Raw genomic sequence first — 26,190 nt, 5'->3', positions numbered from 1 at the left:
ATGGCGCGCGTGACCTTTCCCGAGATCGGCCTGAGAGAAATCGCCGCGCTTCGGCATGCCGGCGCCCCGGACCGACAGGTCCGGGCGATCAGCGACGACAGCCGCGACCTGGACGCCGGCACGCTGTTCTATGCCCGCGAAACCCAGTCGCATGACGCCGACCGCTTCGTGGCGGACGCCCTGGCGCGCGGGGCCGCCGGCGTGATCGGTGCCGGTCTGTCCCCGGCCGAGGGCGTGATGCTGCTCGACCGCCCCGAGGAGGCGATCGCCGATCTGATCATCCAGGCCAACGGTTGGGGGCACGAGGCGGTCTCGATTACCGCCGTGACCGGGACCAACGGCAAGACCACCGTCACTCACCTGATCGCCGGGCTGATCGGCCTCGACGGCGAACCGGTGGGCGTGATCGGCACGCTGGGCTGGGGGCTGTGGTCACCGCGGGTCGAGTACCAGTCGACCACCAACACCACCCCCGGGCTGATCGAGAACTGGCGTCTGATCGGCGAGCTGGTCCGCGAGGGCGCGCGAGAGATCGTCATGGAGGTCTCCTCGCATGCCCTGACCCAGGGACGGGTCGAGGGCCTGCCGATTCGCACCGCGGTGTTCACCAACCTCGGTCGCGACCACTTCGATTACCACGGCGACATCGAGGCCTATCTGGGTGCCAAGGCCCGTCTGTTCGCCCTGCCGAGTGTGCGCCAGGCCGTGCTCAACGCGGACCAGTCGGCAACCCGTCGGATGCTCGAGACCCTCGCCGCCCAGGAGGATGCCCCCCGGACGCTTTGCTTCTCGCTGGGCGCATCGGCCGCGCTGGCGGACTGCCAGCCTTGCCTGAACGGTCGACTCGAGGCGCCGGAGGCCGGCCGGATGCGCCTGTCGGTGAGCGGCCCGGGCGAGCGAGCCGAACTCGAGGCCGCGATGGCCGGACGCTTCAACGCCGAGAACCTGCTGGCGGCCCTGGCCGCCCGGCTGGTGGTGGGCGAGACCCTGGACGCCCTCGCGCGGCGTGTCGGTCGACTCAAGACCCCGCCCGGGCGCATGGAGACCTTCACGGTCGGCTGCGGCATGACTGCCGTGGTCGACTACGCCCACACCAGCGATGCCCTGGAAACCGTGCTCGCCAGCCTGCGCGACGGGTTGCCGAAAGGCGCCCGGCTGGGCGTGGTGTTCGGCTGCGGCGGCGACCGGGATGCCGGCAAACGCCCGCTGATGGGCGAGGTGGCCGAACGGCTGGCCGACTGGGTGATCGTGACCAGCGACAACCCGCGCAGCGAATCGCCCGAGGCGATCATCGAGGCGATCGTCGCCGGTATGCGCGCCCCCGAGGCGGTCGAACGGGTGGTGGATCGCCGCGAGGCCATTGCCGCCGGTATCCGCCGGCTTGCCGACGGTGCCCCCGGCGACTGCCTGTTGGTGGCCGGCAAGGGGCACGAGACCGGACAGGAGATCGGCGACGAGGTTCGGCCGTTCGACGACCGGCTGGTGGTGCGCGAGCAGGCCCGGGAGGTGGCGGCATGATCCGGGCCACGCTCGATCAAATCGCTCGTTGGGCCGAGGCGCGGTTGGCCGAGACCGCCGACGGGGCCCTGCCGATTGCCGGGGTGGGCACCGACACGCGCGCCGATCTCACCGGTCGGTTGTTCGTTGCCCTCAAGGGGCCGAAGTTCGATGCCCATGACTTCCTCGACCAGGCACGCGAGCAGGGCGCCGTCGCCGCGCTGGTCGAACGCGAGATCGCCGATTGCGATTTGCCGCAGCTGATCGTCGACGATGGGCTCGCGGCATTGGGACGGCTGGCCCGGCGCTGGCGCGAGGCGGTCGACCCGACCGTGATCGGCATTACCGGCAGCAGCGGCAAGACCACCGTGAAGGAATTGCTGGCGGCGATGCTGGGCCAGATCGGCCCCACCGCCGCGACCCGCGGCAACCTCAACAACGACATCGGCGTGCCGCTGACCCTGCTCGACTGGGCCCCCGAAACGCAGTTCGCGGTGGTCGAGATGGGGGCGAACCATGTTGGCGAGATTGCCCGCCTGACCGAACTGGCCGCCCCGGACATCGTGGTGGTCACCATGGCCGGGCGCGCCCACGTGGGCGAGTTCGGGTCGGTCGAGCGGATCATCGAGGCCAAGGGCGAGATCTACCGCCATCGCCCCGCCTCGGCCCGGGCGCTGATCAACCTGGATTCCAACGGCGCCGACCAATGGCTGAAGGCCGCCCCGAACGCCGACACCTTCACCCTCGATGACCGCCATCGCGAATGGGCGACCTGGCTCGGGGAGTACGACGAGTCGGGCCATCAACTGTCGGTGACCGAGCGCGGTCAGCCGCTGTTCGAGCGGCTCCCTGTGCCGATTCCCGGGGCACACAACGCCGTCAACCTGCTGGCCGCCATCGGCCTGGCGCGGCTCGCCGGCGCCTCGGTGGAGGCGATCAACGCCGGTCTGGCGGGTTTCCGGGCGCCGGCGGGCCGCATGGGGCTGGTGGCGTTGGCCAACGGCTGGTCGCTGATCGACGACAGCTACAACGCCAACCCCGAATCGATGCGCGCCGCCCTGCGTTATCTGGCCGGCCGGCCGGGGGCGCGATTTGCCGTCCTCGGCAGCATGGGCGAGCTCGGCGACGAGTCCGAGGCCCTGCACCGTCAGCTGGGCGAATTCGCCGCGGGTCAGGAACTCCGCGGTCTGATCGCGGTCGGTCCGGGGGCCGCGGCGCTCGCCGCGGGCTTCCAGGCCGCCGGTGGTCTCGACACCCGGATCGACGTGGTCGAGGACAGTGGGTCGGCAACCGCCGCGCTACGAAAGCGACTGGCCGCCACCGATGAGGCGCCGGTGACCGTGTTGCTCAAAGGGTCGCGCTTCATGCACATCGAGCGGGTCCGCGAGGACCTCGAACGGGAGATCGGCATCGCGCCGGGGACCGGCAACGAATCGACAGGGAGAGGGCGAGATGCTGCTCTGGCTGACTGAATGGCTCACCCAATACGCCAGCTTCTTCGGCGTATTCGAATACCTCACGTTCCGCGCCATGCTGGGCGTGGCCACGGCGTTGCTGATCTCGTTGGCGATCGGTCCGTTCGTCATTCGCTGGCTGCAGAGCGTCAAGGCCGGCCAGCCGATCCGCGAACTGGGCCCGCAGACCCACCTGGCCAAGGCGGGTACGCCGACCATGGGCGGGGCGCTGATCCTCATTTCGATCGCGATCTCGATGCTGCTGTGGGGCAACCTCGGCAACGTCTACGTCTGGGTCGCGCTGCTGACCACCATGGGCTTTGGCCTGATCGGCGGCTGGGACGACTACCTGAAGCTCTCGCGACGCAACAGCGACGGCCTGGCTGCGCGCTGGAAGTACCTCGGCCAGTCGGTGATCGCGCTGCTCGCCGCCGTCTTCCTGTTCACCATCGCCGAGAGCCCGGCCGAGACCAGCCTCCTGATCCCGCTGGTCAAGGACGCCCTGATCCCGCTGGGTTTCGGCTTCGTGATTCTGACCTACTTCGTCGTGGTGGGCAGTTCGAACGCGGTTAACCTCACCGACGGTCTCGACGGCCTGGCGATCATGCCGACCGTGCTGGTCGCCGGCGGGCTGGGCGCGTTTGCCTACGTGACCGGGCACTACGAGTTCGCCAACTACCTCGGGTTGCCGTTCATCGCCGGGGTGGGCGAGCTGGTGGTCTTCTGCGCGGCGATCGTCGGGGCAGGGCTCGGCTTTCTCTGGTTCAACAGCTATCCCGCGCAGGTGTTCATGGGGGATGTCGGCGCGCTGGCGCTGGGCGCGGCGCTGGGCATCGTCGCCGTGATGGTCCGCCAGGAGATCGTGCTGTTCATCATGGGCGGCATCTTCGTGCTCGAGACCGTCTCCGTGATGCTGCAGGTCGCCTCCTTCAAGCTCACCGGCCGTCGGATCTTCCGCATGGCGCCGATCCACCATCACTTCGAGCTCAAGGGCTGGCCCGAGCCGAAGGTGATCGTCCGCTTCTGGATCATCACCGTGATCCTGGTGCTGATCGGTCTGGCAACGATGAAGGTGCGCTGATGAAACTGATTGTCGGCATGGGACAGACTGGATTCTCCGCGGGGCGCTTCTTCGCCCGTCGCGGTGAGCCGTTCGTCGCCGCCGACACCCGCGGTGCGAACGCCCCGCGGGCGCGCTGGATCGAGTCGTTCGGTCCGGGCACCGTCGTCGAGGGCGAGCTCGGTGCCGGCCTGCTCGATGCCGAGGCGCTGCGTGGCCTCGACGGCATCGTGCTCAGCCCGGGGATCGATCCGGCCGCCGAACCGGTTGCCGGCCTGCTGGCCGAGGCGGCTCGCCGCGGCATCGCGGTGGAAAGCGACATCGCCGTCGCGCTGCGGGAGGCCACCGTGCCCTACGTGCTGATCACCGGCTCGAACGGCAAGAGCACGGTCACGGCCCTGACAGCCGAACTGCTGACGGCCGCGGGCCAACGCGTGGGCATCGGCGGCAATTACGGCACCCCGGCACTGGACTTGCTGGCCGATCCGGTCGACGTGCTGGTGCTCGAGGTGTCGAGCTTCCAGCTCGAGGCCTGCGAGCCGGCCGCCATCCGAGCTCGCGCCGCGACCGTGCTCAACGTCAGTGCCGATCACCTCGACCGCCACGGGTCGATCCAGGCCTACGCCGCCCTCAAACAAAAGATCCTGGTCCACGCCGAGACGGCCGTGATCAATCTCGACGATGCCCGGGTGCGGGCCATGGCTGCCGATTGTCACGGCCGGCTGGTGACCTTCTCCGCCAGCGACGAGAACCCGGCCTTGACCGGCGAGCATCGCTATTACCTCGATGTCGACGGTGAATCGCTCTGCCGCGATGACCAGGTGCTGGTCCGCGGCGACGAGTTGGCCCTGCCGGGCGCGCACAACCGGCTCAACGCGTTGGCCGCCCTGGCGCTGGTCGAGGCTGTCGTCGGCCGGGCCGCGCTGGATCGGCCGGCCCTGCGGAAAGCCCTCGCGCATTTCACCGGATTGCCGCACCGCATGCAGGTGGTCTGCCGCTGGCCGGTCGACGGCGGCGAGGTTCGATTCATCAACGATTCCAAGGCGACCAACGTCGGGGCGGCCATCGCCGCGATCGACGGGCTGGCTGCCGCCGGCATCGCCGGTCAGGTCGTCATCGTCGGTGGCCAGGCCAAGGGACAGTCCTTCGATGAACTGGCCCGGGCCCTGAAGACCCATGCCCTCGGTGTGGCGTTGATCGGCGAGGATGCCGACCGGATCGAGGCGGCGCTGGACGCCTGCCCCGGCAACGCCCCGGCCACGGCGCGCTGCGATTCGCTGGAGCAGGCCGTGCGCTGGTCGGCCGAGCTGGCAGCGGCGCGGGTCTCGGCCGGTCGCGAGGTGGTCGTGCTGCTGTCGCCGGCCTGCGCGAGCTTCGACCAGTTCCGTGGCTACGCCGATCGCGGCGAGCAATTCGCGCGGGCCGCGGAGACGGTCTGCGACGCGGCCGACGTCGCCGCGCCGGTATCGGCGGAGGTGGCCTCATGAGCCTGTGGCAACTCAACAGCCGCGGATGGCAGTGGGTCGGCCGGGCCGGCCAGCAGGGACTGCAATGGCTGGCTGACCGCCGCCCGATCGATGCGGCGGCGGACGTCACCAGCGGCGTTTCCGTGGATCGGTCGTTCCTGATTGCCCTGTTGGCCCTGCTGTCGATCGGCCTGGTGATGGTCGCCTCGGCCACGCTCGGCATGGGCGATTCCGGCGCGGCCGGCCGTGGTCTGCTGATTCGCCAGTCGGGTGCGGTGGGCGTCGGACTGGTCGCGATGGTGGTGCTGATGATGATGCCGCTGCGTCATTTCGTCGCGCTCCGGAACCTGATCCTGTTGGCATCGCTGCTGTTGCTGGCCGTGCTGTTCATCCCCGGCGTGGCGCACACCGTCAACGGCGCGACGCGCTGGATCGATCTGGGTTTCGTCCGGCTGCAGGCCAGCGAGTTCGCCCGCCTGGGCATGATCGTCTGGATGGCCGCCTATCTCGGCGTGCACCTGGACAAGGTGCAGACGCGCATCCGCGGCATGGGCGCGCCCGTTGCCGTGATCATGCTGGCCTCGACCCTGCTGCTGCTCCAACCGGACTACGGCAATACCGTAGTGCTCGGCGCGACGCTGTTCGCCATGGCCTGGCTGATGCGTGCCCAGTTGCAGACGATGCTGATGCTGATCGCCGCCGGCGGCGCGTTGGCCATCGTCGGCGTGTTCTCGGCCCAGTACCGGGTCGACCGCTTGCTGTCGTTCTCCAACCCGTTTGCCGATCCGTTCGGCGACGGCTACCAGCTGGTCAACGCCCTGATCGCCATCGGCACCGGCGGCCTGTTCGGTCGCGGGCTGGGTGAGAGCGTGCAGAAGCTCGCCTACCTGCCCGAGGCGCATACCGATTTCATCTTCGCCGTCTACGCCGAGGAGTTCGGCCTGTTCGGCGTCATCGCCTTGTTGGGGCTCTACGGGGTGCTGGTCTGGCGCGGGTTCGTGATCGCGCGGATGGCCTGGGCGGTGAAGCACTACACCGGTGCGGCGCTGGCCTGGGGCATCAGCACCTGGGTGGGCATGCAGACCCTGATCAACATGGGCGTGAACATGGGGCTCCTGCCCACCAAGGGACTGACCTTGCCGCTGATCAGCTACGGCGGGTCGGCGATGGTCGCGACGCTGCTCGCCATGGGATTGATCCTGCGCGTGCATCACGAGGCCAGCCGGGCGATGGCCGAGGCCGGCATCGAGGACGTGCGGGAGGTGACCCGATGAGCCGCGCGGTGATCTACGTCATGGCCGGTGGCACCGGCGGGCACGTGTTACCGGCACTGGCAGTGGCCGGCATGCTGGCCGAGCGCGGCTACACCATCCGCTGGATGGGCACCGAGCGCGGCATCGAGTCCCGTCTGGTCCCGGAGGCCGGCTACCCGATCGACTACCTCGCCATCGGTGGCCTGCGTGGCAAGGGCCTGTCCACCCGGCTGGCCGCGCCGTTCCGGCTGCTGCATGCCGTCTGGCAGGCCGGCCGACTCCTGCGTCGCCACCGGCCCGCGCTGGTGATCGGCATGGGCGGCTTTGCCGCCGGCCCGGGCGGGCTTGCGGCCTGGTTGCTGCGCCGTCCGCTGGTGATCCACGAACAGAACGCGGTTGCCGGGCTGACCAACCGGGTGCTGTCCCGGCTGGCCCGCGTGACGCTGGCCGCCTACCCGAGAGCCTTCGGCAAGGCACTGCCGTCAGGCCAGATAGTGGGCAACCCGGTGCGTGCCGAGATCGCGGCCCTAGCGGCGCCGGGCAGCCGCTTCAAGGATCACGACGGCCCGGTGCGCGTGCTGGTACTCGGCGGCAGCCTGGGCGCCCAGGCGCTCAACGAGTCGGTGCCCCAGGCCCTGGCACGGATCAGCCAGCAAGCCGATCTGGTCGTTCGTCACCAGGCCGGCCCCCGCCACCTGGAGACGGCGCGTCGCCATTACGAGATGGCCGACTGGGGCGTCGGCAGCCGCCACGAGGTGGCCGGTTACATCGACGACATGGCCGAGGCCTTCGGCTGGGCGGACTTCGTCATCGCCCGGGCCGGGGCCATGACCGTCGCCGAGATCGCGGCGGCGGGTATCGGTGCGCTTTTCATCCCGTTCCCGCACGCCGTCGACGATCACCAACGATTCAACGCCGCCTGGCTGGTGGATCAGGGTGCAGCCCGGCTCCTCAACCAGCGCGAGGCCGACGTCGACACCCTGGCTCGCCTGCTCGGCCCGCTGTTGGCCGATCGTGCCGCCTTGCTCGACATGGCGACACGTGCCCGCGAGGTGGCCGTACCCGACAGCACCGCGCGGATCGCGGCGATCTGCGAGGACGTGGTCGCGGGCAAGACTCCAGACAACCAATCCGGGGAGGGCCGGTAATGGACGCAGTGACAGCCGATTTTGCCCCGGTCGCCCAGGTGCGCATGCGCAAGGTGCGCCACCTGCACTTCGTCGGTATCGGCGGGGCGGGCATGAGCGGTATCGCCGAGGTGCTGCACACGCTGGGCTTCGTGGTTTCCGGTTCGGACATGAACGAATCGCCGGCGGTGCGCCACCTGCGCGAGCTGGGCATCGAGGTGTTCATCGGTCACGCCGCCGAGAACCTCGCCGGGGCCGACGTGCTGGTGGTCTCCACCGCGATCAGTGCGGACAACCCCGAGCTGGTGGCGGCCAACGAGCGGCGCATGCCGGTGGTGCGTCGCGCCGAGATGCTCGCCGAGATCATGCGGTTTCGCATCGGGCTGGCGGTCGCCGGCACCCACGGCAAGACCACCACCACCTCGCTGCTGGCCGCGATCATGGCCGAGGCGGGCCTCGACCCGACCTACGTCATCGGCGGCAAGCTGCTCTCAAGTGCCTCGAACGCGCGCCTGGGTCGGGGCGAGTACCTGATCGCCGAGGCCGACGAGTCGGATGCCTCCTTCCTGCACTTGCAGCCGCACGTGGCGGTGGTCACCAATATCGACGCCGACCACCTCGAGACCTACGACAACGACTTCTCGCGGTTGCTCGATCACTTCGTCGAGTTCCTGCACAACCTGCCGTTCTACGGACTGGCGGTGCTCTGCGCCGACGACGATCACGCCATGAGCATCGTCGAGCGGGTCGGTCGCCAGGTGCTGACCTACGGCATCGATGCGCCGGCCGACGTGCGCGCCACCGATATCCACAGCGATGGCTTCGAGTCGAGCTTCAACGTCAGTCTGCCGGGCGGCGAGTCCTGGCACTGCCGCCTGGCGATGCCGGGGCGGCACAACATCCTCAACGCCCTGGCGGCGATCACCGTGGCGCACGATCTCGGCGTCGAGGGCGAGGCGATCGTCCGGGCGCTGGCGAACTTCAAGGGCGTGGGGCGCCGGCTCGAGCGTCGCGGCACGCTCGCCTTCCCCAACGGTCGGCGCATGCTGCTGGACGACTACGGCCACCACCCGCGCGAGGTCGCCGCGACCCTGGCGGCGGTGCGCGATGCCTGGCCGGACGAGCCGCTGCTCCTGATCTTCCAGCCGCATCGCTACACCCGCACCCGCGACCTGTTCGAGGACTTCGTCGAGGTGCTCTCGCAGGTCGACCAGCTGATCCTGATGGAGGTCTACGCGGCCGGGCAGCAGCCGATCGCCGGGGCCGACGGGCGCAGTCTCGCCCGCGCGATCCGTGCCCGCGGCCAGGTCGATCCGGTGTTCGTTGCCGAGCCGGCGCAGGTGGCCGAGGTGATCGACGACATGGTCCGGGAAGACGGCATCGTGCTGACCCTCGGTGCGGGGAACGTCGGCAGTCTGCCGGGGCTGCTGCTGGAACGCTGGGGGGATCGGTCATGAGCGATCGCACAGACAACCTGGGCCGCGTGATGGTGCTGATGGGCGGCTGGTCGGCCGAGCGCGAGGTCTCCCTCGCTAGCGGCCGGGCGGTCCACGAGGCGCTGGTCTCGCGCGGCGTGGACGCGATCGCCATCGACCTCGACCAGGCCGGTGCCCGCGGGCTCGGCCAGCGACTGATCGACGAGCGCATCGACCGGGTCTTCATCGCCCTGCATGGCCGCGGCGGCGAGGACGGCCAGGTCCAGGCATTGCTCGAGCTGGCCGAGGTGCCCTACACGGGCAGCGGTATGGCCGCCTCGGCGATCGGCATGGACAAGGTGATGTGCAAGCGCATCTGGCAGGGCGCGGGGCTCGATACCCCCGCCTTCGCGGTGGTCGGCGATCTGGCCGCGGCGCGCGAGGCGGCCGGACGACTGGGCTGGCCGGTGATCGTCAAGCCCACCGCCGATGGCTCGAGCGTGGGCGTGAGCAAGGTCGACGACGCGGACGGCATCGAGACTGCATTCCGCGAGGCGGCCGCCTTTGGGGAGGTGATGGTCGAGCAGTTCGTCAACGGCGGCGAATACACCGTGGCGATCCTCGGCGAGCGGAGCCTGCCGGCGATCCGGATCGAGGCGAGTGCCGAGCACGCCTTCTACGACTACCAGGCCAAGTACGAGGCCGAGGACACCGGCTACCGGATCCCCTGCGGTCTCGCCGAGGCGGAAGAGGCCCGGCTGGCCGCGGCGGCGCGTCGGGCATTCGCCCTGATCGGTGCGCGCGGCTGGGGCCGAGTGGATTTCATGCGTGACGCCGAGGGGCGTCACTGGCTGATCGAGGTGAACACGGTGCCCGGGATGACCAGCCATTCGCTGGTGCCCATGGCCGCCCGCGCGGTGGGCATGGACTTTCCCGAGCTGTGCCTCGCCATTCTCGAGCAGACCCTTGATAACCGGGCCCACCTGGTCGGGGCGTTCACGGGAGGTGAGTCGGCTGATGGAGCGCATTGATGGCAACGCGACGAGCCTCCCGGGTCCGGCCACGTGGGCCGAGCTGGCACGAGCGCTGGACGGCGTTCGTGTCCGGGCTGCGGGTGGCGCTGCGCTGGGCGTGGCGAATCGGCCTGTGGCTAGCCTTTGTCGCTGCGGTGGCACTGGTCTCGCAGCGGGTCTGGCTCAAGTTGCAATCGCCGGTCGCGGGCCTGGTGGTCGAGGGGGAGAACCGCTTCGTCACCGCCGAGCGGGTGCAGCAGGAACTCTGGCCCGCGCTCGGGCAGGGCATCTGGTCGGTCGACATCGCCGCGATGCGCGAGCGCCTGCTGGCCGATGGCTGGCTTACCGAGGTGCGCATCACGCGCCAGTGGCCGGATCGCCTGCTGGTGAGCCTCGAGACGCATCAGCCGATCGCCGCCTGGAACGGCGACCGGTTGCTGAGCGCCTCGGGCGCGGTGTTCGCCCCGGAGCGACGACCGGTCGATCTGAGCCTCCCCCGGCTGGCCGGGCCGACCGGCAGTCAATGGACGGTCTGGGAGCGCTACACCAGCTTGAAGCCGGTACTGGCCACGGTCGGACTGGAGCTTTCCGGCGTGACCATGAGCCCGCGCGGCTCGCTGAGTCTCGCGCTCGCCTCCGGGGCGGTGATTCACACCGGGCAGGAGTCACTGGAGGCGCGCCTGCAGCGGCTGCTGGACGTCTACCCGGACACGCTGGCCGGAAAGATGGACCGGGTCGAACGCATCGATCTGCGCTACAGCAACGGCTTTGCCGTGGCCTGGCGCGAGGCGGACAGCGACACGAACGACAAGACAACAAACCAAGAAGACTGACAGCAGGGATGTTCCGGAGCCAGGACAGTTCGGAAACCATGGCAATCAAGGGCAGAAACACAGCATGAGCGCGTTGAGAAAAGGAGAGCGGGAGTTCGTGGTCGGACTCGACATCGGCACCAGCAAGGTGGCGGCCCTCGTTGGCGAATGCGACGGCGACGGGCGACTGAGCCTGATCGGCTACGGCTCGCATCCGACCAACAAGGGCCTGCGGCGTGGCTCGGTGGTCGATATCGAATCCACCTCGATGGCCATCCGCCGGGCGATCGACGGGGCGAGCGCTCTGTCGGACTGCGAGATCGGCTCGGCCTGGGTGGGCGTGGCCGGCGATCACGTGCGCAGCATGGACTCGCAAGGCATGACCGGCACCGGGGGGCGCGAGATCACCGACGCCGACGTCAGCCAGGTCATCCAGTCGGCGCGCGCGGTCAAGATCCCCGACGGCCAGCAGATCCTGCACTGCGAGCCGCAGGAGTTCCGCATCGACGGCCAGGACGGCATCCGCAAGCCGCAGGGCATGAGCGGGCATCGCCTCGAGGCAAACGTCCACATCGTCACCTCGGCGGCGAACAACGTGCAGAACGTGATCAAGTGCGTCGAGCGCTGTGACGTGCACGTCGAGGGCACCATCCTCGAGCCGATCGCCGCGGCCCGCGCGGTGCTCAACGACGACGAGCGCGAGCTCGGGGTGGTGCTGATCGATATCGGCGGCGGCACCACCGACGTCGCGATCTACACCGGCGGGGCGCTGCGCTACGCCGCGGTCCTGCCGATCGCCGGCGAGCAGATCACCAACGACCTCTCCTATGGCCTGACCACGCCGCCGGCGGAGGCCGAGAAGATCAAGATCAACCACGCCAACTTAGGGACGCTGGACGACCGCGATGCCTCGCGCGCCATCGAGGTGCCGGGCGTCTCGGGCCGCCCGCCGCGGCGCATCCCGCAGGAGACGATGATGCGCATCGTCCGCCCGCGGGTCGAGGAGCTCCTCTCCTACGTGCAGGAGGAGATCCGCCAGTCGGGCTACCAGAACCTGGTGAACGCCGGCGTGGTGCTGACCGGCGGCACGGCGCAGATGCCGGGCTTCGTCGAGTTGGCCGAAGACTTTCTGCAGATGCCGGCCCGCCTGGGCACGCCCCAGGGGGTGGTCGGCAATCTCGATGCCTTGGGGGACCCGGCAAACGCAGCCGGGATTGGCTTGATGCTGCACGGGCTGGAACAGGCCCGCGAACAAACGGCCCATGGACCGACAACGGCCCATGGAAATGTTCTGGAACGCCTGAAGGGCTGGTTCCGTGACCACTTCTGATTCACACGATTCATACGAACGCCACGCGAGAGAAGGAGACGACACCATGAGCAACTGGACAATGGCTGAAATGCAGACCGAAAGCGCCAAGATCAAGGTCATCGGCGTTGGTGGGGGCGGCGGCAACGCCGTGGCTCACATGGTCATGCAGCACATCGAAGGCATCGAGTACATCAGTGCCAACACCGATGCCCAGGCGCTGGTGAAGAGCAACGCGCCGTCGCAACTGCAGATCGGCGCGAACATCACCAAGGGTCTCGGCGCCGGTGCCGACCCGGAGCTGGGCCGCCAGGCCGCGCTCGAGGATCGCGAGCAGATCCAGGAGGCAATCAGTGATGCCAACATGCTGTTCATCACCACCGGCATGGGCGGGGGGACCGGCACCGGCGCGGCACCGGTGATCGCCCAGATCGCCCGTGACATGAACATCCTCACCGTGGCGGTGGTCACCCGGCCGTTCTCCTTCGAGGGCAAGAAGCGCACGGCCGTGGCCATGGAGGGCATCCAGGAGCTGGAGGACAACGTCGACTCGCTGATCGTCATCCCGAACGACCAGCTCACCGCGGTGATGGGCAAGCAGGCCGCCCTGCGTGACGCCTTCGCCGCCGCCAACGAGGTGCTGTTCACCGCCGTGGCCGGCATCTCCGAGCTGATCACCCGTCCGGGCGAGATCAACCTCGACTTCGCCGACGTGCGCGCGATCATGACCGAGAAGGGCACCGCGATGATGGGCACCGGCATCGGCACCGGTGACAACCGCGCTGCCGAGGCGGCCGAGGCGGCCATCCACAGCCCGCTGCTCGACGACATCAACCTCACCGGCGCCGAGGGCATCCTGGTCAACGTCACCTCCAACGGCGATCTCTCGATCGGCGAGTTCATGGAGATCGGCGAGATGGTCCAGGGGCTGGCCGGCGACGAGGCGGTGGTCAAGGTGGGCACGGCAGTCGACGACGAGCTCGACGGCCAGCTGCGCGTCACCCTGGTGGCCACCGGCTTGTCGCGGATCAAGAACGTCAACGCCGAGTCGAGCAAGCCGCGCGTGGTGATCGACAACGCCCGCCGCGAGGAGGCGACCGAGTCGAGCGAGCAGCCGCGCGCCGAGGCCCAGCAGGCCTACGCCGGCACCGCGCATCGCGGCAACACCGCGATCAACCTCGACACCATCGACATCCCGTCGTTCCTGCGCCACCAGGCAGACTGAATGACGGCCCCGGCCGCCAGGGCCGGGGGATGAAAACTCGCGAGGCAAGAACAAAGGCCCCACGGACATGTGTCCGCGGGGCCTTTTCCTTTTCAGGCTTTCGGCCGGTTCAGGTGTTCGGCAGTAGTTGCACCACGCGCATGGCCTGACGGTCGTCGATCCAGCTGCGGCGTTGCGGGTCGCGTAGCGTGATGAAGAACAGCAGGCCCAGCGTGGCGAGGCTCAGCAGGCCGAAGCCGAAGCGGGCGAGCATCGGACCGATGCACGGGCCGGCACGTTCGCGGATCAGCAGCAGGCGCCAGACCTTCATGCCCGGCGTCTGACCGAAGCGACACCAGAAGAACACGAAGTAGGCGGCGATCCAGGCGAGCAGGTAGAGGCGGAACAGCCACTGGATCGGGCCTCCGGGGGGACGGGCTCGCCGCCGGTAAAGACCAGGGCGATGAACGTCGCCAGGATCACCACGGCGATCACGAACAGCGTGTCGTAGAACAGGGCGGCGGCACGTCGCCACAGGGGCGCGGTGCGCGCCGGGCGCTTGGGGGGCGTTTTGGTCGTCATGCCTTGGTTTTCTCGCGCTCGGGCAGGGCGATGTCGGCCAGGATGACCTCGATGGTCTTCAGGCGGTCGTCGAGCGTCGGCATGTCGCGGGTAAAGCGCAGCGTGTCGGCCGACAGGCGATAGGTGTCCGGGGCGGCCTGCACGGCGGCGACCAGCTTGGCCGGGTCGATGCGGGCATTCTCGCCGAAGATCAGCCGGCCGCCACGGGCGGTCAGCTCGATCTTGGTGATGCCGATCCGCCGGGCGCGGATGCGCAGACGGTGGGTCTCGACCAGGGCGACGACCGGTTCGGGCAGCAGGCCGAAGCGGTCGATCAGTTCCACCTTGAGTTCGTCGAGGGCCTCGTCGCTCTCGGCGGTGGACAGGCGCTTGTAGAGGGTCAGGCGGGTGTGCACGTCACTGACGTAGTCCTCGGGGATCAGGGCCGGTTCGCCCAGGTCGACCTCGGTGCTCGAGGGGGGCAGGGGGGCATCGAGCGCCGGCTCGCGTCCCTCGCGGATGGCGGCGACCGCCCGGTCGAGCAGTTGCATGTAGTAGCGGTAGCCGACCTCGTGCATCTGCCCGGACTGACCCGAGCCCAGCAACTCGCCGGCGCCGCGGATCTCGAGATCGTGGGTGGAGAGCGTGAAGCCCACGCCCAGGTCCTCGAGCGCGGCGATCGCCTCGAGGCGCTTTTGCGCATCCGGGGTGAGCTGACCCGGCTCCGGGGTGATCAGGTAGGCGTAGGCGCGGTGGTGCGAGCGACCCACCCGGCCGCGCAGCTGGTGGAGCTGCGCCAGGCCGAACTTGTCGGCGCGGTGGATCAGGATGGTGTTGGCGGTGGGGATGTCGATCCCCGACTCGATGATCGTGGTCGAGACCAGCACGTTGAAACGCTGGTGGTAGAAGTCCGACATCACCTGCTCGAGCCCGCGCTCGCCCATCTGCCCGTGGGCCACGCCGATGCGTGCCTCCGGCACGATCTCCTCGACCAGGCGCGCCATGCGGTCGATGCTCTTGACCTCGTTGTGCAGGAAGTACACCTGGCCGCCGCGCTTGAGTTCCCGCTGGATCGCCTCGCGGATCTGCACCTCGTCCCAGCGCAGGATCACGGTCTTGACCGCCAGGCGCTCGCGCGGCGGGGTGGCGATGATCGACAGGTCCCGGATGCCCGAGAGCGCCATGTTGAGCGTGCGCGGGATGGGCGTGGCGGTCAGGGTCAGGAGATCCACCTCGGCGCGCAGGGCCTTGAGGCGTTCCTTGTCGCGCACGCCGAAGCGCTGCTCCTCGTCGATGATCACCAGCCCGAGGTTGGCGAACTCGGGCGAGTCGCGCAGCAGCTTGTGCGTGCCGATGACGATGTCGACCTGGCCGGCCTTGATGCGCTCGCGCAGCTCGCCGGTCTTCTTCCCGCCCGACAGGCGCGAGAGGCTCTCGATGGTCACCGGCCAGTTGGCGAAGCGGTCACGGAAGTTTCGCATGTGCTGCTCGGCGAGCAGGGTGGTCGGCACCAGCACGGCGACCTGCGCGCCGTTCTGCACGGCGACGAAGGCCGCGCGCATGGCCACCTCGGTCTTGCCGAAGCCCACGTCGCCGCAGACGACCCGGTCCATCGGCTGGCCGGCCGCCATGTCGGTGAGTACCTGCTCGATCGCCAGGCGTTGATCGTCGGTGGGCTCGAAGGCGAACTCCTCGGCGAACTGGCGGTAGTCGGCCTCGTCGGCCTTGAGCGAGGTGCCCTTGCGCGCGGCCCGGCGGGCGTGAACATCCAGCAACTCGGCGGCCACGTCGTGTACCTGCTGGGCGGCGCGCTTTTTCGCCTTCTCCCATTGCCCGGAGCCGAGCCGGTGCAAGGGAGCGGTTTCCTCGGCGCCGCCGGTGTAGCGCGAGATGCGCTCGAGGCTGGAGACCGGCACGTAGAGCTTGTCGTCGTCAGCGTAGGTCAGCAGCAGGTATTCCTGCCGCTGGTCGTTCATCTCCAGGGTGACCAGCCCCTGGAAGCGGCCGACACCGTGATCCTCGTGGACCACCGGTGCGCCGATGGCGAGATCGTCGAGATTCTGGATGATCGCGTCGGCGTCCCGACCGCGGCGAGACTTGGCCCGTCGTTGGGCGACGCGCTCGGCGAACAGGTTGGTCTCGCTGATCACCGCCACCGGTCGGCCGGTGGCGGGCAGGATGGCGCCGTGCTCGAGTTCGGCCACCGCGATACTGACCGGCGCCTTGTCGGCCTGGTCCCAGCCCTTGATGGCCAGCGGCTCGAGCCCGACGGCGGCGGTCTGCTCGATCAGGGCCTGTCGCCGACCGCTGCTCTCGGCGACCAGCAGGGTGTGGCCGTCGAATTCGCGCACGAATTCGGCCAGTCGTTCGATCACCGCCGGTTGGGCGGCGCTGCCGGCCGTCAGGTCGGGCAGCGGCCGGTCGCCGATGTCGCCGGCCTGCGGGAAACGCTCGTCGTTGCCCGCCACCAGTTGCCAGCGCGGCAGGGCCTTGAGCTGCTCGCCGAATTCCTCCGGTGTCTGGTAGAGCGCCTCGGGGGTGAGGATGGGGTGATCGATGTCGCCGGCGCGTTGGGCAAAGCGCTCGCCGGTCTCGTGGACGAAGGCCTCGAGGGACGACTCGACGCCATCGAACAGCAGCAGCCGGGCCGAGTCCGGCAGGAAATCGAACAGGGTGGCGGTCGACTCGAAGAACAGCGGCAGGTAGCTCTCGATGCCGGCCGGTACCAGTCCTTCCGACACCTGCTTGTAGATGGGGGCGCTGGTGGGGTCACCGGGAAAGGTGTTGCGCCAGTTCTGACGGAAGGTGGCGATGCCCTTGTCGGTCAAGGGATATTCGCGGGCCGGCAGCAGGGTGATGGCCTCGACCGTCTCGGTGGAGCGCTGCGATTCGGGATCGAAATGGCGCAGGGTCTCGATCTCGTCGTCGAACAGGTCGATGCGCACCGGCTCGTTGGCGCCCATCGGGAAGACGTCGATCAGTCCGCCGCGCAGGGCGTATTCGCCGTGCTGCTCGACGGTCGAGACCAGGCTGTAGCCGGCCTCCTCGAGTTGATGACGGTAGGCCTCGCGGTCCAGGCGCTGCCCGACCTCCAGCACCATGCCCTGACCAGTGACGAAAGCCGGTGGCGGCAGGCGCTGGAGCAGGGTGGGCGCGGCGATCAGGGTCAGGCCACGCGATTCGCCGGGCAGTCGCCACAGCCTTGAAAGCCGGTCGGAGATCAGGTCCTGGTGCGGCGAGAAGCGGTCGTAAGGCAGGACTTCCCAGTCGGGGAAGATGCTGGCCTCGACGCCCAGGAACGCCAGGGCGGCGCGGGTGTCGTTGACCGCTCGACTGTCGGGCAACACGGCGAGGAGCGGCCGGTCCGCGGCAACGGCCGCCAGGCGCGTGGCCAGCGCGCGGCCGAGTTCGGTGTGCACGCGCAGGTAGATCGGGTCGCGGTGATCGGCGGGCTGGGCGATGGACTGCTTGGCGTCGCTCATGGAGTCGGTTGCGGGTCGTGGTCGAGGCAGGCCCCGCGAGGGCCGGCGTGTATCAAGGCGGTCGGATGCGAAGGCGCGATTGTCGCCTATTTGCCGCGTGGCTGCACGGGCGGCGGGGTTGATGGCGACGCTGCCGATCGCCGGGGCGGCGCAGACAAAAAAATGCGGGCCGTAGCCCGCATTCCCCGGCAGCGGTGGTTGCTGCCTCGTGTCAATCCCGATCGGATCAGGCGCGCACGTCGATCATGCTGCCCGGGCCGCCGTCCTGTTGCTCGTCACCGGCCCGGTTCTGGGCGGCAGCGGTCGGTTCGCCGCCGTTTACCCGGTTCTCCACGGGGTTTTCGACCGGCGTGTTGCGCGTCTGGGCGCTCGGGTTGGCCGTCTGCTGATTGGACGGTGCCGAGAGCATGCCGTCCGCGGCCGCCACGTTGCTGTAGCCGCTGTCCACATTGGCGATCATGTCGCTTGCCTCCCCTGACCTCGGGATCAGGTCGTTGTCGTTGATAGGCCTATCCTAGTGAAATGCCGCCGGATTTCCAATCTCGCCCGTCTTGCCGAGGGTTTGCCGGCGGTCAGTCCGGTCGGCCGGTCAGCAATAATTGCTCGGCGGTGTCGAGTGCCTCGGGCGAGCCGTAGAGCGTCAGCACGTCGCCTTCCTGGAGTTCGACGTCGTCGCTCGGGCTCTCGCCGCGGATGCCATGGCGGTTGATCGAATCGACCACCACGCCGTCGTGATCGGTCAGGATGACGCCCAGCTGCTTGCCGATGCCCGCGGCCCCCGGCACCAGTGCCACGTTCTTGAGGGTGCGGGGAGCGAGCAGGGCGAAGTCGTCCTCGTCACGGGCGCGGTCGCCGTGGAAGGTGTGACGCAGCGGGGCGTAGTCGGCCTGGCGGATTTCCTGGATCTGGCGCAGGATCTTGGCCAGCGGCACCTCGAGCGTGCGCAACACGTGCCCGCCCAGCGCGAGGCTCATCTCGTAGACCGAGGCGACCACCTCGGTGGCGCCCGCCTCGTGGATGCGATCGAGGTGCTCGTCGGTGCGGGTGCGCACGATCACCGGGATGTCGCGGTTGTGGCCGCGGATCACCTCGATGGTCTTGATGGTCGAGGCGTCGTCGAGGTGGCTGATCACCACGGCGCGCGCCCGATCCAGCCCGGCCGACTGCAGGATGTCGAGGTGCGTGGAGTTGCCGAAGTAGACGCGCAGGCCGGCCTCGTTGGCTTGCTGGACAATGTCGGGGTCGACCTCGATCGCCGTGTAGTCGATCCCTTCGCTCTTCAGCAGGCGGGCGACGTTCTGCCCGACGCGACCGAAGCCGCAGATCAGCACGTGCCGCGAGACGTCGCTGGCATCGGCACGCACCTCCACGTTGTGCTGGCGTCGGCTCTTGGCGTAGCCCGGCACCAGACGCTTGGCGATCGTGCCGTTGTACTTGACCAGGATCGGGGTGAGCACCATCGAGAAGATCACGGTGCCCAGCACGATCTGGTGCTGCATGTCGGTCATCAGGTCGGGGCTGGCGATCGAGAGCATGGCAAAGCCGAATTCGCCCCCCTGGGCCAGGACCAGGCCCGAGCGCAGGGCCACGCCCGGCGCCTCGCCCATCGCGCGGCCGATCAGGAAGATGATGGCCGTCTTGGCGGCGATCAGCAGGGCGAGGAACATCAGCACCCAGTGACCGATCTCCGGCAGGCCGCCGACGTCGAGCATCATGCCGATCGTGATGAAGAACAGCCCCAGCAGCACGTCGCGGAAGGGCCGGATGTCGGCCTCGATCTGGTGCTTGTACTGGGTCTCGGACAGCGCGATGCCGGCGAGGAACGCGCCCAGCTCCCAGGACAGGCCGGCGGCGTTGGTCAGCCAGCCGGCACCCAGCACGGTCAGCAGGACGGCCAGCGTAAACAGCTCGGCCGAGCGGGACTTGGCGATCTCGCGGAACAGCGGGCGCAGCACCCAGCGCCCGCCGAAGAACAGGCCGATCGCGGCGAGCACGCCGGCGCCAAGCGTCAGGGTGATCTCCAGGGTGAGGTTGCCCGCATCGCCCGCCGCGCCCGACACGCCGAGCACCGGGATGACGATCAGGAAGGGGATGACCGCCAGGTCCTGGAACAGCAGGATGCCGACGGCGTTGTTGCCGTGGCGGGAATTGACCTCGAGCTGCTCGCCGAGCTGGCGGATGACGATGGCGGTCGACGAGACGGTCATCACCCCGGCCAGGGTGAAGGCGGCGGCCGGCGAGAAGCCCATCATCAGGGCCGCGCCGCCGGTGATCACGGCGGTGAGGAGTACCTGCGCGCCCCCCATGCCGACCACCGCCCGGCGCATCGCGATCAGGCGCGTGAGCGAGAACTCCAGCCCCAGCATGAACAGCAGGAACACCACGCCGAACTCGGCGATGAGATGGATGTCGTGGATGTCCTTGACCAGCCCGAGCGCATGCGGGCCGGCCACCACGCCCACGGCGAGGTAGCCGAGGATCGCCGGGAGGTTCAGGCGGCGCAACGCCACCACGGCGACGACCGAGATCAGCAGCAGGGAGAGCAGGGTGGCCGTGGTGTCGGCAGGCATGGAATGTCTCGTTCCTTGACGTGGGCGGGCGGCGTGTCGCCGGTATGACTGGTTAACCGGCTAAGCGAATGCCCCCTGTTTTATCACAACCGCCTCGGGCGCGGGCGGGGCGAGTCGCTCGGCAGGCGTGAGGCTCACCCGCCCGGCTCGTTGCGGCGAGCCGCCTCGTCGAGCCAGCGCGTGAACACCGAACGCGGGTATTCCTCGGCACCCAGGCCGAGCAGGTGCTCGGTGGTGAACTGGGCGTCGAGGAAGTCGATCTCTCCCCAGACCCCGTCGACCAGGATGGCGGCCAGCGCGAACTTCGAGGCATTGGGCGCGCGGCTGAACATCGACTCGCCGAAGGCCGCCCGGCCGAGCCGGCTGCCGAACAGTCCGCCCACCAGGGTGTCGCCGGCCCAGACTTCCACCGAGTGGGCGATGCCGGCGGCGTGCAGGTCGAGGAATGCCTGGCGCATGGCCGGCACGATCCAGGTGCCCGGATCGCCGCGGCGCGGCCCGGCGCAGCCGTCGACCACCTCGGCGAAGGCCGTGTCGACCGTGACTCTATAGCGTTCCTGCCGGCGCCACTTGGCCAGGCTGCGCGAGACGTGGAAACGCTCGGGCGTGAACAGGGTGCGCGGGTCCGGGCTCCACCACAGGATCGGGTCGCCCTCGGAGTACCAGGGGAAGATGCCGCGCCGATACGCTTCCGTCAGGCGCTCGACCGACAGATCACCGCCGGCGGCCAACAGGCCATTGGGCTCGGTCAGCGCGCTGGCAACCGGTGGAAAGGCGGCAGGCTCCGGCCCGAGCAGCGGGATCATTGCTGCTTGGGTTTCCCCGGCTTGGGCAGGTTGAAGTCCGAGTAGCTGGCTCGCGGGCGGAACAGCACCGCAATGTGGCCGACCGTCTGCACGAGGGTGGCCTTGGTTTCGTCGGTGATCGCGTCGATGATCTGGCGCTTTTCGTCGCGCTCGACGCCCGGCACGCGCACCTTGATCAGTTCGTGGATCTCGAGGGCCTGCTCGATCTCGGCGAGCACCGCCTCGGTCAGGCCGTGCTGGCCGAGGAGCACCACGGGCTTCAGGTGGTGGGCTTCGGCGCGAAGATACTGTCGCTGGCGGGCGGTGAGATTCATGTCGTCGGGACTCTCCGGGAATCAGGGAGGCGGCTGTGTGAAATCACACATTGCAACGCCGTGGATGACTCGGCAGTTTACCGTTCTGGACTCTCTCGGACCAATGACCGACACCATGTTGCTGCGCGTTCTGCTCCTGCCCGTCGTTATCGTCTCGTTGCTCGCCGGCTGCCAGTCGGATGCCGAGAACGCCGAGGCCAACCCGCTTGCCGGCTACGAGAGCCCCGAGCCGCTGGTGTTACGCACCCCCGAGGCACCCATGCCGGTGCCCGAGGTGACGCTCGATGGCGTGGACGGTCCGGTCCAGACCCCGACGTTGTTTGACGGGCGCTGGACGCTGCTCTACGTGGGTTACAGCTATTGCCCCGACGTCTGCCCGACCGAGCTCGGGCAACTGGCGGTGATCCTCCCGGCATTGCAGTCACGGCTGCCCGAACGCGATTGGCAGGTGGTGTTCCTGTCGGTCGACCCCGAGCGCGACACGCCGGATCACCTGGCCCAGTACACCGCCTTCTTCCACCAGGCATTCGTGCCGGTGACCGGATCGCGCGAGGCGATCGACGCGGTCACCGGCGCGGTAAAGGCCGGTTACCGTATCGGTAAGCACGCGCCGGGTGAACGGCGCTACAGTGTCGATCACGACACCGGCTTTCGCCTGATCGATCCGCAAGGACGGATGCTCGCCCTGTTGCCGGGGCCACATCAGCCTGACCGGATCGTCACGACGCTCCAGTCCTTTCTCTCCGAGGTAGATCCCGAATGAAACGCCTGTCCGCCCTGATCCTAGCCACGCTAGCCTCCGTGGTAACCCTGCCGGCCGTGGCCGCCGAGCTCGACGTGCGCGACCCCTGGGTGGTGCTGTCCCCGCCGGGCGCCTACGCCACGGCCGCGTTCATGGAATGGCGAAACGGCGACGACCAGCCGGTGCACGTGGTCGGGGCCGATGCGCCCGGGTTCGAAACGGTCGAGCTGCATCGGTCGTTCAACGAGGACGGCATGCACCGCATGGTGCGCCAGGATCGGATTACCGTGCCGGCCGGCGAGGCCGTCACGTTGGCACCGGGTGGCCTGCACATCATGCTGATCGGCGCGGAGCGCGCGCCGGCCGAGGGCGATCGCATCGCGATCGAGCTCGAGTTCGAGGACGGCAGCACCCAGACGGTCGAGGCGGTCGTGCGCCCGCGTGCCGCGCAGCCGGCAGGGCACTCTCACGATCATGGCCACCATCATCACTGAAACCCCGCCGCTGAGGCCCGGGCGCCGAGATCGGCTTCCGGTGCCGCTCACCGTCGGCGGTCCTTCGTGATTCGCCGCGCCCGGTTTGGGTGGCAAGGGGGGATGGGGGATAATCCGCCTCCCGCAACATCCCACCCGGAGGCCCCATGGCGCGGTCGGTCAGCAGCAAACGATGGCTCGCCGAGCATTTTCGTGACGAGTTCGTGCAAAAGGCGCAGCGTGAAGGCTGGCGCTCGCGTGCCGTCTACAAGCTGATCGAGCTCAACGAACGCGATCGGTTTCTCAAGCCGGGCATGACGGTAGTCGACCTGGGCGCCGCGCCGGGCGGCTGGACCCAGTACGCCGCCCAGATCGTCGGCAGCAAGGGACACGTCTTCGCCCTCGACCTGTTGCCGATGGATCAGTTCGCCGACACGACCGTGCTGCAGGGCGACTTCACCGAGGACGCCGTGCTGCACGAACTGGAGGCGGCCCTGGGCGAGCGCGAGGTCGACCTTGTGCTTTCCGACATGGCCCCCAACATGAGTGGGGTGGATTCGGTCGACATTCCCCGCTCCATGTATCTCGCGGAACTCGCACTCGATTTCTGCGATCGCATGCTCAAGCCCAAGGGCGCCTTCGTGACCAAGCTGTTCCAGGGCGAGGGCTTCGACGAGTACGTCAAGGAAACGCGTCAGCGCTTCGATCGCGTGGTGGTGCGCAAGCCCAAGGCCTCCCGGCCACGCTCGCGAGAGGTGTATCTGGTGGCAACCGGCAAGCGCGTGAGATAAGGTTGTCCGAACAATATTCGATTCATTGATTCGCCAGGGCAGGCGGGCATCGGGGATGTCCGCCTGTTTGCGGCTGTACGCAGAGGTGTTGCGTTGAACGACTTGACCAAGAACATCCTGATCTGGGTGGTAATCGCGATCGTGCTGATGACGGTGTTCAACAGCTTCGATCAGCGCGCGACCACCACGAGTGCCGTGCCGTACTCGCAGTTCATTCAGGACGTGAAGAGCGGGCGCGTCGACTCGGTCACCATCGAAGGTCAGACCATCAAGGGCACCACCGGCTCGGGCACCCGCTTCGAGACCTACAGCCCGGAGACGGACAACCGTGCCCTGGTCGGTGACCTCCTGAACAACAACGTGGCGATCAACGCCAAGCCGCCGGAGAAGCCGTCGCTGTTGATGACGATCTTCATCCAGTGGTTCCCGTTCATCCTGCTGATCGCGATCTGGATCTTCTTCATGCGCCAGATGCAGGGCGGTGGCGGCCGCGGCGCCATGAGCTTCGGCAAGTCCAAGGCCAAGCTGATGAGCGAGGACCAGGTCAAGGTCACGTTCAACGACGTGGCCGGTGCCGACGAGGCCAAGGAGGAGGTGGTCGAGCTGGTCGACTTCCTCAAGGACCCGGGCAAGTTCCAGCGCCTGGGTGGCAATATCCCGCGCGGTGTGCTGATGGTCGGCCCGCCGGGCACCGGCAAGACGCTCCTGGCCAAGGCGGTTGCCGGCGAGGCCAAGGTGCCGTTCTTCTCGATCTCCGGTTCGGACTTCGTCGAGATGTTCGTGGGCGTGGGCGCCTCGCGTGTCCGCGACATGTTCGAGCAGGCCAAGAAGCATGCGCCGTGCATCATCTTCATCGACGAGATCGACGCGGTCGGCCGTCATCGCGGCTCGGGCATGGGCGGCGGTCACGACGAGCGCGAGCAGACCCTCAACCAGCTGCTGGTCGAGATGGACGGCTTCGAGGGCAACGAGGGCGTGATCGTGGTCGCGGCCACCAACCGCGCCGATGTGCTCGACAAGGCGCTGCTGCGCCCGGGCCGCTTTGATCGCCAGGTCGTGGTCGGCCTGCCGGACGTGCGCGGTCGCGAGCAGATCCTTAACGTTCACCTGCGCAAGGTGCCGGCGGCCAAGGATGTCGAGCCGTCCCTGATCGCGCGTGGCACGCCGGGCTTCTCGGGCGCGGATCTGGCCAACCTGGTCAACGAGGCGGCCCTGTTCGCCGCGCGGGCCAACAAGCCCGACGTCACCATGGCCGACCTCGAACGGGCCAAGGACAAGATCATCATGGGCGCCGAAAGGAAGTCGATGGTGATGAGCGAAGACGAGAAGAAGCTCACCGCCTACCACGAGGCAGGTCACGCGATCGTCGGTCGCCTGGTGCCCGAGCACGACCCGGTCTACAAGGTCTCGATCATCCCGCGCGGCCGGGCGCTCGGCATCACCATGTTCCTGCCGGACGCCGATCGCTACAGCTATTCCAAGCGCAAGCTCGAATCGAACATCTCCAGCCTGTTCGGCGGGCGGATCGCCGAGGAGTTGATCTTCGGTGACGAGGCCGTCACCACCGGCGCCTCGAACGACATCGAGCGGGCCACGGAGCTCGCGCGCAACATGGTGACCAAGTGGGGCATGTCCGAGAAGCTCGGCACGCTCTACTACTCGGAGGATGACGGCGATCCGTTCATGGGTCGGCAGGCCTCGGGCGGTCATTTCTCCGACGAGACCAAGGAGGTCATCGACGTCGAGATCAAGGACGTCATCGACCGCAACTACCAGCGCTGCCGTCAGATCCTGGTGGAAAACATGGACATCCTGCACGCCATGGCCGACGCGCTGATGAAGTACGAGACCATCGACGCCGGCCAGATCGACGACCTGATGGAGCGTCGGCCGGTGCGCGAACCCCAGGACTGGGGCGAGCGTGGTGCCGGTACGGGGGGCGAGCCGCCGAGTTCCGGCGCGCACATCGACACCACCGACGAGGAGGTCGAGGACGACCAGCCCACGCGCGAGGAGGGCGACTCGTCGGATGGCGACCGGACGGATGCCGATGACGGCAACCGCACGCCCAGCGGCGACCCGCTTGGAGGGTCGCGCGGCGGATGAACGCCCCGCGCGCCTGCCCGGACTGGCGGCAGACGGGACGCCCGTTGATCATGGGCATCCTGAATGCCACGCCGGATTCGTTTTCCGACGGCGGTCGATTCAACAGCGTCGACCGGGCGCTCGCGGCGGCCGAGGCGATGCTTGAGGCGGGTGCCGACCTACTCGACATTGGTGGGGAATCGACGCGTCCGGGCGCCACGCCGGTGACCCAAGACGAGGAGCTGGCGCGCGTCATCCCCGTCATCGAGGCGTTGGCGGCTCGGTTCGATTGCCCGCTGTCGGTCGACACCAGCACCCCGAGCGTCATGACGCGCGCGGTCGAGGCGGGCGCCTGCCTGATCAACGACGTGCGGGCGCTGACCCGGCCGGGCGCTGTCGAGGCGGCAGCGGCGAGTGGCGCCTCGGTGTGCGTGATGCACATGCGCGGCGAGCCCGGCGACATGGCGACCTGGACCGACTACCGCGACGTGGTGACCGATGTGATCGACTACCTGGCCGACCGCCTGCGCCTGCTTCGGGAGGCCGGCGTGCCGGCCGAGCGGCTCCTGGTGGACCCGGGCTTCGGCTTTGCCAAGACCCATGAGCAGAACTTCGAGCTGCTGCGCCGGCTCGGCGAGCTCGCGCGACTGGATGCCCCCGTCCTGGTGGGCATGTCGCGCAAGCGCATGATCGGCGAGGCCACCGGCCAGCCGGTGGATCGGCGAGCGGTGGGCAGCGCGGCCGCCGCCCTGCTGG

General features: G+C 68.6%; 22 protein-coding genes. 16 read left to right on the top strand and 6 right to left on the bottom strand.

All coding sequences use genetic code 11. The features are described from left to right. From FAZ79_RS02690 to ftsZ, 11 genes are all read left to right on the top strand, one after another. Positions 1-1,518, top strand: a complete 1,518-nt coding sequence (locus FAZ79_RS02690) for a UDP-N-acetylmuramoyl-L-alanyl-D-glutamate--2,6-diaminopimelate ligase (RefSeq protein ID WP_136866379.1) — start codon at positions 1-3, stop codon at positions 1,516-1,518. Further along, positions 1,515-2,969, top strand: coding sequence for a UDP-N-acetylmuramoyl-tripeptide--D-alanyl-D-alanine ligase (murF, locus tag FAZ79_RS02685; RefSeq protein WP_136866378.1), 1,455 nt, complete (start codon positions 1,515-1,517; stop codon positions 2,967-2,969). Before FAZ79_RS02690 ends, murF begins: the two co-directional genes overlap by 4 nt. Continuing rightward, on the top strand, positions 2,950-4,032 hold the full coding sequence (gene mraY / locus FAZ79_RS02680) for a phospho-N-acetylmuramoyl-pentapeptide-transferase (protein ID WP_136866377.1): 1,083 nt from the start codon (positions 2,950-2,952) through the stop codon (positions 4,030-4,032). Before murF ends, mraY begins: the two co-directional genes overlap by 20 nt. Continuing rightward, a complete protein-coding gene (gene murD, locus FAZ79_RS02675; protein WP_136866376.1) occupies positions 4,032-5,498 on the top strand; it encodes a UDP-N-acetylmuramoyl-L-alanine--D-glutamate ligase in 1,467 nt (488 codons plus the stop codon). The genes mraY and murD overlap by 1 nt, the downstream gene beginning before the upstream one ends. Further along, the gene (ftsW, locus tag FAZ79_RS02670; protein ID WP_136866375.1) at positions 5,495-6,751 is read left to right on the top strand and encodes a putative lipid II flippase FtsW; all 1,257 of its coding nucleotides are present in this window, start codon (positions 5,495-5,497) and stop codon (positions 6,749-6,751) included. Before murD ends, ftsW begins: the two co-directional genes overlap by 4 nt. After that, the gene (murG, locus tag FAZ79_RS02665; protein ID WP_136866374.1) at positions 6,748-7,878 is read left to right on the top strand and encodes an undecaprenyldiphospho-muramoylpentapeptide beta-N-acetylglucosaminyltransferase; all 1,131 of its coding nucleotides are present in this window, start codon (positions 6,748-6,750) and stop codon (positions 7,876-7,878) included. The genes ftsW and murG overlap by 4 nt, the downstream gene beginning before the upstream one ends. After that, positions 7,878-9,314, top strand: coding sequence for a UDP-N-acetylmuramate--L-alanine ligase (gene murC, locus FAZ79_RS02660; RefSeq protein ID WP_247709472.1), 1,437 nt, complete (start codon positions 7,878-7,880; stop codon positions 9,312-9,314). Before murG ends, murC begins: the two co-directional genes overlap by 1 nt. Beyond that, positions 9,311-10,303: a D-alanine--D-alanine ligase gene (locus FAZ79_RS02655; protein WP_136866373.1), complete on the top strand. Its 993-nt coding sequence runs from the start codon at positions 9,311-9,313 to the stop codon at positions 10,301-10,303. The genes murC and FAZ79_RS02655 overlap by 4 nt, the downstream gene beginning before the upstream one ends. Continuing rightward, positions 10,303-11,118, top strand: coding sequence for a cell division protein FtsQ/DivIB (locus FAZ79_RS02650; RefSeq protein WP_136866372.1), 816 nt, complete (start codon positions 10,303-10,305; stop codon positions 11,116-11,118). The genes FAZ79_RS02655 and FAZ79_RS02650 overlap by 1 nt, the downstream gene beginning before the upstream one ends. A 64-nt stretch (positions 11,119-11,182) precedes the next feature. Then, on the top strand, positions 11,183-12,427 hold the full coding sequence (ftsA, locus tag FAZ79_RS02645) for a cell division protein FtsA (protein ID WP_136866371.1): 1,245 nt from the start codon (positions 11,183-11,185) through the stop codon (positions 12,425-12,427). A gap of 46 nt (positions 12,428-12,473) precedes the next feature. Further along, positions 12,474-13,631: a cell division protein FtsZ gene (ftsZ, locus tag FAZ79_RS02640; RefSeq protein ID WP_247709471.1), complete on the top strand. Its 1,158-nt coding sequence runs from the start codon at positions 12,474-12,476 to the stop codon at positions 13,629-13,631. A gap of 109 nt (positions 13,632-13,740) precedes the next feature. Here ftsZ and FAZ79_RS11800 read toward each other — a convergent pair whose 3' ends face one another. The 6 genes from FAZ79_RS11800 to yhbY form a co-directional block, all read right to left on the bottom strand. Continuing rightward, positions 13,741-14,145 carry an RDD family protein gene (locus FAZ79_RS11800; RefSeq protein ID WP_136866370.1) on the bottom strand — a complete coding sequence of 135 codons (405 nt, stop codon included), beginning with the start codon at positions 14,143-14,145 and terminating at the stop codon, positions 13,741-13,743. Between the two features lie 43 nt (positions 14,146-14,188). Continuing rightward, positions 14,189-17,653 carry a transcription-repair coupling factor gene (gene mfd / locus FAZ79_RS02630; protein ID WP_136866369.1) on the bottom strand — a complete coding sequence of 1,155 codons (3,465 nt, stop codon included), beginning with the start codon at positions 17,651-17,653 and terminating at the stop codon, positions 14,189-14,191. A gap of 226 nt (positions 17,654-17,879) precedes the next feature. Beyond that, positions 17,880-18,113, bottom strand: a complete 234-nt coding sequence (locus FAZ79_RS02625; protein WP_136866368.1) for a hypothetical protein — start codon at positions 18,111-18,113, stop codon at positions 17,880-17,882. Between the two features lie 112 nt (positions 18,114-18,225). Continuing rightward, positions 18,226-20,223 carry a monovalent cation:proton antiporter family protein gene (locus FAZ79_RS02620; protein WP_136866367.1) on the bottom strand — a complete coding sequence of 666 codons (1,998 nt, stop codon included), beginning with the start codon at positions 20,221-20,223 and terminating at the stop codon, positions 18,226-18,228. Positions 20,224-20,357: 134 nt separating this feature from the next. Continuing rightward, positions 20,358-21,029 (bottom strand): leucyl/phenylalanyl-tRNA--protein transferase, encoded by a 672-nt coding sequence (gene aat, locus FAZ79_RS02615; RefSeq protein ID WP_136866366.1) that lies wholly within the window; start codon positions 21,027-21,029, stop codon positions 20,358-20,360. Then, on the bottom strand, positions 21,026-21,343 hold the full coding sequence (gene yhbY / locus FAZ79_RS02610) for a ribosome assembly RNA-binding protein YhbY (RefSeq protein WP_136866365.1): 318 nt from the start codon (positions 21,341-21,343) through the stop codon (positions 21,026-21,028). The genes aat and yhbY overlap by 4 nt, the downstream gene beginning before the upstream one ends. A gap of 103 nt (positions 21,344-21,446) precedes the next feature. Between yhbY and FAZ79_RS02605 the strand changes: the two genes are divergently transcribed. From FAZ79_RS02605 to folP, 5 genes are all read left to right on the top strand, one after another. After that, a complete protein-coding gene (locus FAZ79_RS02605) occupies positions 21,447-22,106 on the top strand; it encodes an SCO family protein (RefSeq protein WP_169303539.1) in 660 nt (219 codons plus the stop codon). Further along, positions 22,103-22,579, top strand: a complete 477-nt coding sequence (locus tag FAZ79_RS02600) for a copper chaperone PCu(A)C (RefSeq protein ID WP_136866363.1) — start codon at positions 22,103-22,105, stop codon at positions 22,577-22,579. Before FAZ79_RS02605 ends, FAZ79_RS02600 begins: the two co-directional genes overlap by 4 nt. A 146-nt stretch (positions 22,580-22,725) precedes the next feature. Then, the gene (gene rlmE, locus FAZ79_RS02595; RefSeq protein ID WP_136866362.1) at positions 22,726-23,349 is read left to right on the top strand and encodes a 23S rRNA (uridine(2552)-2'-O)-methyltransferase RlmE; all 624 of its coding nucleotides are present in this window, start codon (positions 22,726-22,728) and stop codon (positions 23,347-23,349) included. 93 nt (positions 23,350-23,442) lie between these two features. Then, positions 23,443-25,455 carry an ATP-dependent zinc metalloprotease FtsH gene (gene ftsH / locus FAZ79_RS02590; protein ID WP_136866361.1) on the top strand — a complete coding sequence of 671 codons (2,013 nt, stop codon included), beginning with the start codon at positions 23,443-23,445 and terminating at the stop codon, positions 25,453-25,455. Beyond that, positions 25,452-26,190: dihydropteroate synthase (gene folP / locus FAZ79_RS02585; protein WP_136866360.1), on the top strand; the 739-nt coding region annotated here is incomplete at its 3' end. The genes ftsH and folP, both read left to right, overlap by 4 nt.

The sequence above is a fragment of the Guyparkeria sp. SB14A genome, assembly GCF_005096345.1.
GTDB classification, from domain to species: Bacteria; Pseudomonadota; Gammaproteobacteria; order Halothiobacillales; family Halothiobacillaceae; genus Guyparkeria; species Guyparkeria hydrothermalis.
The sequence above is the reverse complement of the archived record's forward strand: the minus strand, read 5'-3'. Positions and strand labels throughout refer to the sequence as shown.

Bases quoted from the DNA above. Each gene is read 5' to 3' on its own strand.
- mraY (WP_136866377.1), top strand. From the start codon at position 2,950: ATGCTGCTCTGGCTGACTGAATGGCTCACCCAATACGCCAGCTTCTTC.
- FAZ79_RS02625 (WP_136866368.1), bottom strand. From the start codon at position 18,113: ATGATCGCCAATGTGGACAGCGGCTACAGCAACGTGGCGGCCGCGGAC.
- ftsW (WP_136866375.1), top strand. From the start codon at position 5,495: ATGAGCCTGTGGCAACTCAACAGCCGCGGATGGCAGTGGGTCGGCCGG.
- murD (WP_136866376.1), top strand. From the start codon at position 4,032: ATGAAACTGATTGTCGGCATGGGACAGACTGGATTCTCCGCGGGGCGC.
- yhbY (WP_136866365.1), bottom strand. From the start codon at position 21,343: ATGAATCTCACCGCCCGCCAGCGACAGTATCTTCGCGCCGAAGCCCAC.
- ftsA (WP_136866371.1), top strand. From the start codon at position 11,183: ATGAGCGCGTTGAGAAAAGGAGAGCGGGAGTTCGTGGTCGGACTCGAC.
- murG (WP_136866374.1), top strand. From the start codon at position 6,748: ATGAGCCGCGCGGTGATCTACGTCATGGCCGGTGGCACCGGCGGGCAC.
- murC (WP_247709472.1), top strand. From the start codon at position 7,878: ATGGACGCAGTGACAGCCGATTTTGCCCCGGTCGCCCAGGTGCGCATG.
- FAZ79_RS02690 (WP_136866379.1), top strand. From the start codon at position 1: ATGGCGCGCGTGACCTTTCCCGAGATCGGCCTGAGAGAAATCGCCGCG.
- FAZ79_RS02605 (WP_169303539.1), top strand. From the start codon at position 21,447: ATGACCGACACCATGTTGCTGCGCGTTCTGCTCCTGCCCGTCGTTATC.
- aat (WP_136866366.1), bottom strand. From the start codon at position 21,029: ATGATCCCGCTGCTCGGGCCGGAGCCTGCCGCCTTTCCACCGGTTGCC.
- FAZ79_RS02650 (WP_136866372.1), top strand. From the start codon at position 10,303: ATGGCAACGCGACGAGCCTCCCGGGTCCGGCCACGTGGGCCGAGCTGG.
- mfd (WP_136866369.1), bottom strand. From the start codon at position 17,653: ATGAGCGACGCCAAGCAGTCCATCGCCCAGCCCGCCGATCACCGCGAC.
- FAZ79_RS02655 (WP_136866373.1), top strand. From the start codon at position 9,311: ATGAGCGATCGCACAGACAACCTGGGCCGCGTGATGGTGCTGATGGGC.
- rlmE (WP_136866362.1), top strand. From the start codon at position 22,726: ATGGCGCGGTCGGTCAGCAGCAAACGATGGCTCGCCGAGCATTTTCGT.
- ftsZ (WP_247709471.1), top strand. From the start codon at position 12,474: ATGAGCAACTGGACAATGGCTGAAATGCAGACCGAAAGCGCCAAGATC.
- FAZ79_RS02620 (WP_136866367.1), bottom strand. From the start codon at position 20,223: ATGCCTGCCGACACCACGGCCACCCTGCTCTCCCTGCTGCTGATCTCG.
- murF (WP_136866378.1), top strand. From the start codon at position 1,515: ATGATCCGGGCCACGCTCGATCAAATCGCTCGTTGGGCCGAGGCGCGG.
- FAZ79_RS02600 (WP_136866363.1), top strand. From the start codon at position 22,103: ATGAAACGCCTGTCCGCCCTGATCCTAGCCACGCTAGCCTCCGTGGTA.